The organism is Halalkalibacter sp. APA_J-10(15) (assembly GCF_023017105.1).
GTDB lineage: Bacteria > Bacillota > Bacilli > Bacillales > Bacillaceae_D > Halalkalibacter.
The window spans coordinates 304,647-311,393 of the sequence record NZ_JALKEV010000003.1; the positions used below are offsets into that span (position 1 = coordinate 304,647).

Here is a 6,747-nt window from a genome sequence, read left to right on the forward strand (position 1 = left end):
TACGGGTTCTTTATCGTCTGAAAATTATGAGATTATGAAAGATTTTGCTTTATTAGCCCACTACTTTCACTTCGATACTGACTACATAATGCAAATGCCACACGCTCAATATTTATCCTACATTAAACAAGCTCGTGTAATGGAGTTAGAAAAAACAGAAGAAGGTCGAGAGTATTTAGATAAAGCAAAAAGGTACTTAAACCCTCGTAAAGATGCTGATTTATCGGCTATTCGTAAACTTAGTGGCTATTCAGCTAGTGAAAAAGGGGGTGAATCATCATGAGTACATATAATTTAGGAGAGTATCAAACTAAAATTACAATTGATTCATCTGGGTTGGAAAAGGGACTAGACAAAGCGAACAAAGGCATGGAAAACACTGAGAAAAAAGGTGGTAACATGGGCAAGATGTTCGCTGGCTTAGCTTTGGGAGCAGTTGCCGCTCTCGGAACAGCAATAGTGGGTATTGGTACGGCTGGATTTAAAGCAGCACAAGAGTTTCAGGAAGCTTCTAATACGATTCGAGTTGGTACAGGTGCTACAGGAGATGCACTTAAAGAGCTAGAGGAAAGTGCTAAAACGGTATTTAAGGGCGTGCCTCAAGACATGGCTGAAGTTTCCAGTGCTCTAGCAGACTTAAATACTTTAACTGGTGCTAGTGGAAAGCCATTAGAAGACTTAACAAAGCAATATTTAGACTTGTCACGTATCACAGGTGAATCTAGTGACCAATTAATCAATACAGGTTCTAAAGCGTTTAATCAGTGGGGCATCAGTGCAGAGGAATCAGGCGATAAACTTGATCACATGTTTAAAATCTCTCAAGAGACCGGCATAGGCATGAACGATCTCATGGGAACGATGGATTCACATGGTGCGACTATGAGAGCTATGGGAATGGACTTCGATCAAGGTGCTATCGCATTAGGGAACATTGAAGCTAGTGGTTACTCAGCAGACAAAGCCATGTCTGGGTTTAGTAAAGCCATTGCTAATATTGCAGCCGAAGGAAAAGACCCTGCCGAAATGCTTCCGCAACTAGTCAGTGATATTGAAAATATGGAAGATTCGAGTGAAGCTACATCTCTTGCTATGGAAGTGTTTGGGAAGAAGGCTGGTAGCGAGATGGCTGATATGATACGTTCAGGCGCTCTTTCTGTGGAGGAACTTGAGCAAACGATAGCTAACTCATCCGAAACAATTGAGCAAGCAGGAGAAGATACTCTCACTCTTGGGGATCGTTTCCAAATGTTTAAAGATACAGCTATGGTTGCTTTAATACCAGTTGGCGAAGCAATGATTGACATAGCAGAAAAAGTACTTCCTATTCTTCAAGCAGCTATGGAAGCTACGTTTGAATTTATTAGCGGAATCATTGACTTTTTTCGTGACAAGATTGGAGATATGCGATCAGATACCGATGGTACATTTTCGCAAATCAAAGATACAGTTAAATCAATAATGGAATCCGTGGGGGAAATCATTCGTGTTGTGGTTGAAAAATTCACAAAGATATGGCAAAAATACGGTCATATTTTAGTTGATTTTGTCACCGATAGTTTCAATAACATCCAAAAAGTCGTAAAAGGTGTACTCGACATAGTATCAGGTATTATTGATACTGTGCTCGGAATAATTACAGGTGACTGGGATAAAGCCTTTTCAGGTCTCCAAAAAATAACTGAGGGAGTCATGTCTGTAGTCGAAGGTATTATATCTCAAGCCCTAAACTTAATAAAAACCATTGTCAGTGGTGCGTTAGCATTAATACAGGAGTATTTCTCGTTAGCATGGGGACGAATCAGTTCAACGGTTTCGTCTGTTGTTTCAGGGATCAGTAGCGGAGTTAGAAATACACTATCTGGATTGTCTTCACGTGTCTCCTCAATATTTAGCGGTATGCTTAGCACGGCACGTAGGATTTTTAATAATATCAAAACAGCTATTCAAAATCCGATCCGTACAGCACGAGACACAGTTAGAAGAATGATCGATAATATTAAGTTGGCATTTGATTTTAGTTGGAGTTTACCAAAATTAAAAGTTCCTAGCGTAAATGTAGAAATGAAAACAAATAGTTGGGGAGTTCCTTATCCTTCATTTGATATCAAATGGCATAAGCGTGGAGGCTTTTTTGATGGTGCGAATGTTATTGGAATTGGAGAAGCAGGTAAAGAAGCAGCAGTTCCACTTTCAAATGAATTTAGACAAATGGATCCATTTGCCGATGCTGTGTACGAACGTCTTAAAAATCAATTTGAGAGACAAGGTGTTATAAATAACCATAACACGAAGACTGAATCAGTTAATAATACATATAGTTTAAAGCCAGAAATACATATACATGTCAATGGCAACATTGGAGAAAATGATTACCGAGAGATTACTAAGCGTATGTATCGTTCGATTAACGATGGTTTGTCAAAAATGGGAAGAAAGTAATGTTAATGCGATAAATTAACGTAGTGAATATTGATAAAGGGGTAAAGCTGATCTGTTTTTAAATAGACGGCTTTACCCCTTTTTTCGTTTTATGTCTTTTGAATGCTTTTAGCAAATTTTTCAAATTAGAAGAAGATGACTCATGTCCAACATAAATTTCTTTTTTATGTAAATCTTTTTTTGGATAGTAAAGGAAAAATTTATCATCATTGCTTGAAAATTTATTGGGCTGATTGCATAACAAAACTGTGTGTTTATCGATAGATTTTATGATGTATAATTCTTTGTTTTCTTTGCCATATTCTATAGATATTTTAAAAGTAGGTTTGCTTGTAAATTCGGAAATCATGGAATGAAAAAGAAGTATTATTATAAAAATAGAGAAAAATAGAAAAAGCGAAAAGTATAACATGGCAACATTACTAAACTCGATAAAAAGATTCATTTCATACATTGATAAAAAAAGTAAAATGAAAACTAAAACTGAAATAGGTAATGTTTGTAAAAATCTAATCGCTAGTTTGGTTTCTTCGGTATAGAGAAGCCTGTCAATTGGAGTTGAATTAAAATATACATGCATCTTAAAGAGAAAGGCTATAGCTGAGCCTATAAGTGCGACTAAAGCTGTTATCGATAAAGTAATATTTTCTAAGAAAAAATTCAATTTTAACACCTCCAATTATAATTTTATACAATTATACCATATATGTATAATTTATGAACCAATACTTTATATTCGTTATATTGAATGATTATATAGGAATGGGTGTATTTAGTTCTATTCATTTATAATATATGGTAATATTAACTTAAAAAGTATAGGGGGATGGAAAATGAATTATAAGAATAAAGTAGCAACTGCATTGTTCTACATAGGTATTGGTCAAATGATTGCTGGTTTAATTATAGGTTTTGTTGTTGCTGGGGAAAATATAGGTACATATGCAGTCAGATATGAGATTTCTTGGGGATTGTTTTTATTAATACTAGTTAGTTGTTTCATCGCAGGAATGATTTTAATAGGATTTGCAGAGCTTATTGAAAAGCAACATGAAAATAACAACTTACTCACAAAGTTGATTGTGAGTACAAATGGTGAAGTTGAGATTGCTGCTTCAAGAGAAAGTGTAATATCAATCGATAATAAAGAAGATCGGCAAGAAGACATGGAAGCTAATGAGTTAACTAATATTCATGAGTATTTTAAAGAAAGAAATAAGGTAGTTGATGATGTAATTGCTACCCCATCAAATCATAAGTATTTAGTTAAGTCACTAGGAGAAACATATCTTGTCCAAACAGATGGAGTCTATTCAAATAAAGTGACCAAGCTTAAGCTTAGTAGTTACCCAAGCATTGAAAAATGGATGAAAGAGAATGAAATGTGAGTAGGTGATAGTTACAAGGGGATCGCTCCTATAAACACCACCTACTCCAGTGAAATGATCAAGTAAACAGTCGATAGAGAGACATTTATTGTGTGTTGCACATATGACGTCAAAACGTTATAATTTCGTTAGAAGCGAGCTAAGATGTTACAGCACCTTAGCCCGTGATTTACCCATAGTAACTCCCTTGTTTTGATATAGTGTCGGGGGTTACTTTTTTGTTATTTTAAACATAAAACTAAATGCAGCTATTAAGAAGAGTCCTCCTGTAAATAACAATATTAATAGATTGATCACATCATCCATAACTCTCACCCCCCTTAAGTAGATTGAGTGACAAGCTTTAGAGCGCTTGTTCTCTTGATTAATAACCTACCATAATCCTTCTCTAGTCATAATAGATCGATTTTTTAACACATAAAATCTTCAATTTGAGAAAATCCTTGAATTTAAAATTTTGTAAACTTAAGTAATCACTTTTGCTATAAAGGTGTACAATATTTGATAAAATTTTATATAATTTGGGTCTTTGGACTTATTTTGAAAATGAAACCTAAAATAATTATTTTTATTATTTCCAATAAAAGTAAGGAGTTGATAAGGAGGATTGACAATTATAATATCTTCCAGTGTGCTTTAATTGGTCATATTTAACCTTATTAATTTTGTGACATTATATTTCAAAGGAGTTGTGTCACATAAAGATTGTACAGCAGTTAGGAAAAAAATATAAAAATATCCTCTTGTGATGCAGAAGGATAAATAGCGAAGGTTATATCGATGTGTTCATCCTAAAGTTTACCTTTTGATTAGTATAATTGTATTGAAATATACGTTTGTTAATCAAGTTTCGTTATAAATATTTACAGAAAACTAGCCCTTAAACACTGTTCGTGTGGTAATATTTTGTTAAATTACATAATTGAGGAGTGGTTATATTGGGCTGTTTTTTAGTAGGACTTTTATTCTTTTTTTGTGTTCTGCTTTTTGGTGTCGATCCAATTTTAGGGGGTATCTCTTTTGTTGTGTTAATAGGTGTTTCAATCTATTTGGCTATTAGTGATAATCAGAAACAAAAGGAATTACAAGATAATAAAACTAATAAATTAAAAGATTTAATTAATAAACTGGAAAATTTTAAGATTACAAATGAAATAATCTCTTACGATTTAGATACTGCTTTATTACTAGATGAAAAAAATAATAAAATAGCAATAATTAGAAGTGAAGGTGAGTATGTACGCTCTTATGATTACAACGAACTGTTAGAGTCAGAAATCTTTGAAGATGGTGTAACTGTTAGCAAAACTTCTAGAAGTAGTCAAATGGGTGGTGCTTTGCTTGGCGGTGTACTTGCTGGTGGCGTTGGTGCTATTATAGGTGGGTTATCTGGAAGTTCAACATCGTCTCAAGAAGTGAATAGTATTGATATGGAAATCGTAGTTAATGATACTAAAGAGCCTATCTTTGTAATCAATTTTGCTAAGGCTGACGTTCTTGATTTTAATGGTAAGCCAATACCAATGAAGAAAGATGATGAGAAATACAAAGAAGGTATTAGAAATGCAAATTATTGGCACAGTTTAATAAGTGTATTAATAAAAAAAGCGGATGAAATTGATAAAGAAAAAGAAAAAAATGAAGCGATTACTCAACAACAAAAATATTCAGTAGCAGATGAATTAAAAAAATTAAAAGACCTATATAATGAAGGGATATTGTCAGCAGATGAATTTGAATCACAAAAGAAAAAAATATTATCATAGTCTTATCTTTGTTAAGTTTTTGAATTAACAATTATATATGATATTTTCATAGAAAGATGGCTAAACACAATTTCAGCTGTCTTTTTCTGTATAGGTTAATAAAAAATATACACCAATATTATAACGTAAGATTAAGCAAATAAAATTAATTTCTTAATCTTACTGGACAGTTTAAAAGTCGTATGGTATATTTTACTCATCAGAAAAAATGGCTATGAAAGATGCTGAAAGTGTTGATATATAAGGGTTTTGTGCAAATGGGGCAAAATCCATCGCAAAAGAAAATTAATCAGATGATGAAAGCGATGCAAAAGCAGCAACAAACGAAATAACAATGGACGAGCACCTCCCATATAGAGGTGTTTTTCTACTTAATGTAGGGTGAAGATGTTAGGCTTGAAATGAGGTGAGCGCCATGAATGATCTATATATATGGATGACAACGCTTGGTGCGATAGGAATGGCTACTATGGCGATCGTTATCCGCTTAAAGGCAATAAAACGTCCAGCTACGATAAAAAAAATTATTCTACCTCCAATGTTTATGTCGACAGGTTTTTTTATGTTTTTATACGAGCCGGCTCGTCCTGACCTCCTACAGGTCATTGAAGCATTAGCAGTTGGGATGTTTTTTTCAATTTTACTCATTAAAACATCAACGTTTGAAATCCGAAACGAGCAAATTTATTTAAAGCGTTCAAAAGCATTTGTTTTTATTCTAATTGGACTATTACTATTACGGATTCTTTTCAAATTAGTCATAGGTGACTCGATTTATGTTGAAGAGCTAGCAGGTATGTTCTTTTTATTGGCATATGGTATGATAGTCCCTTGGAGAATTGCTATGCTAGTGAAATACAGAAAAATGGAGAAAGAGTTAGATGAAAAGTCCTTTATACCAGCTCAAACATAAATAAATCTTATTATGAAAGACACCATTTCACTGAGGAAATGGTGTCTCAGACCGTAGACAAAACGGCTTTGAGATATGACTCTCAAAGCCGTTTTTGTATTTTTCGTATGGTTTTTCGGCGATGGTACTGTCGGTTTGGTGTTCCTCCAGTGCCATGTCGCCAGTTTTTTCAGGTTCATAGCAGCAAAAACAAGCATCGCCTGCATTGAATTTTTTTCGAGCCCCTTCAGGTTCGTCC

6 protein-coding genes and 2 pseudogenes are annotated in these 6,747 nt (G+C 33.9%); 6 read left to right on the top strand and 2 right to left on the bottom strand.

Translation table 11 applies throughout. The annotated features are described in order from the left end of the window. The first annotated feature begins 34 nt into the window (after nt 1-34). Nucleotides 35-283: a hypothetical protein gene (locus MW695_RS05840; RefSeq protein WP_247104119.1), complete on the top strand. Its 249-nt coding sequence runs from the start codon at nt 35-37 to the stop codon at nt 281-283. Further along, the gene (locus MW695_RS05845; RefSeq protein ID WP_247104120.1) at nt 280-2,442 is read left to right on the top strand and encodes a phage tail tape measure protein; all 2,163 of its coding nucleotides are present in this window, start codon (nt 280-282) and stop codon (nt 2,440-2,442) included. Before MW695_RS05840 ends, MW695_RS05845 begins: the two co-directional genes overlap by 4 nt. Nucleotides 2,443-2,500: 58 nt before the next feature. Here MW695_RS05845 and MW695_RS05850 read toward each other — a convergent pair whose 3' ends face one another. Further along, nucleotides 2,501-3,106: a hypothetical protein gene (locus tag MW695_RS05850; protein ID WP_247104121.1), complete on the bottom strand. Its 606-nt coding sequence runs from the start codon at nt 3,104-3,106 to the stop codon at nt 2,501-2,503. Nucleotides 3,107-3,275: 169 nt separating this feature from the next. On the opposite strand from MW695_RS05850, the gene MW695_RS05855 reads away from it, so the two are divergent. The 4 genes and pseudogenes from MW695_RS05855 (at nt 3,276) to MW695_RS05870 (ending at nt 6,509) form a co-directional block, all read left to right on the top strand. Next, nucleotides 3,276-3,830 carry a hypothetical protein gene (locus MW695_RS05855; RefSeq protein WP_247104122.1) on the top strand — a complete coding sequence of 185 codons (555 nt, stop codon included), beginning with the start codon at nt 3,276-3,278 and terminating at the stop codon, nt 3,828-3,830. A 938-nt stretch (nt 3,831-4,768) separates the two neighbouring features. Further along, complete coding sequence (locus tag MW695_RS05860; RefSeq protein WP_247104123.1) at nt 4,769-5,596, top strand: SHOCT domain-containing protein; 828 nt, start codon at nt 4,769-4,771, stop codon at nt 5,594-5,596. A 251-nt stretch (nt 5,597-5,847) separates the two neighbouring features. Then, nucleotides 5,848-5,928 (top strand): annotated as a pseudogene (locus MW695_RS05865) (YneF family protein); the annotation flags it as partial. Nucleotides 5,929-6,011: 83 nt separating this feature from the next. Continuing rightward, nucleotides 6,012-6,509: a CcdC family protein gene (locus MW695_RS05870; protein WP_247104125.1), complete on the top strand. Its 498-nt coding sequence runs from the start codon at nt 6,012-6,014 to the stop codon at nt 6,507-6,509. On the opposite strand, the pseudogene MW695_RS05875 reads toward MW695_RS05870, so the two are convergent. Next, a pseudogene (locus MW695_RS05875) lies at nt 6,500-6,747 on the bottom strand (hypothetical protein); the annotation flags it as partial. The gene MW695_RS05870 and the pseudogene MW695_RS05875 sit on opposite strands and share 10 nt — an antisense overlap.

What these genes read in the sequence shown, in the direction of transcription:
- MW695_RS05840 (WP_247104119.1), top strand. Translation starts at nt 35, where the DNA reads ATGAAAGATTTTGCTTTATTAGCCCACTACTTTCACTTCGATACTGAC.
- MW695_RS05845 (WP_247104120.1), top strand. Translation starts at nt 280, where the DNA reads ATGAGTACATATAATTTAGGAGAGTATCAAACTAAAATTACAATTGAT.
- MW695_RS05855 (WP_247104122.1), top strand. Translation starts at nt 3,276, where the DNA reads ATGAATTATAAGAATAAAGTAGCAACTGCATTGTTCTACATAGGTATT.
- MW695_RS05870 (WP_247104125.1), top strand. Translation starts at nt 6,012, where the DNA reads ATGAATGATCTATATATATGGATGACAACGCTTGGTGCGATAGGAATG.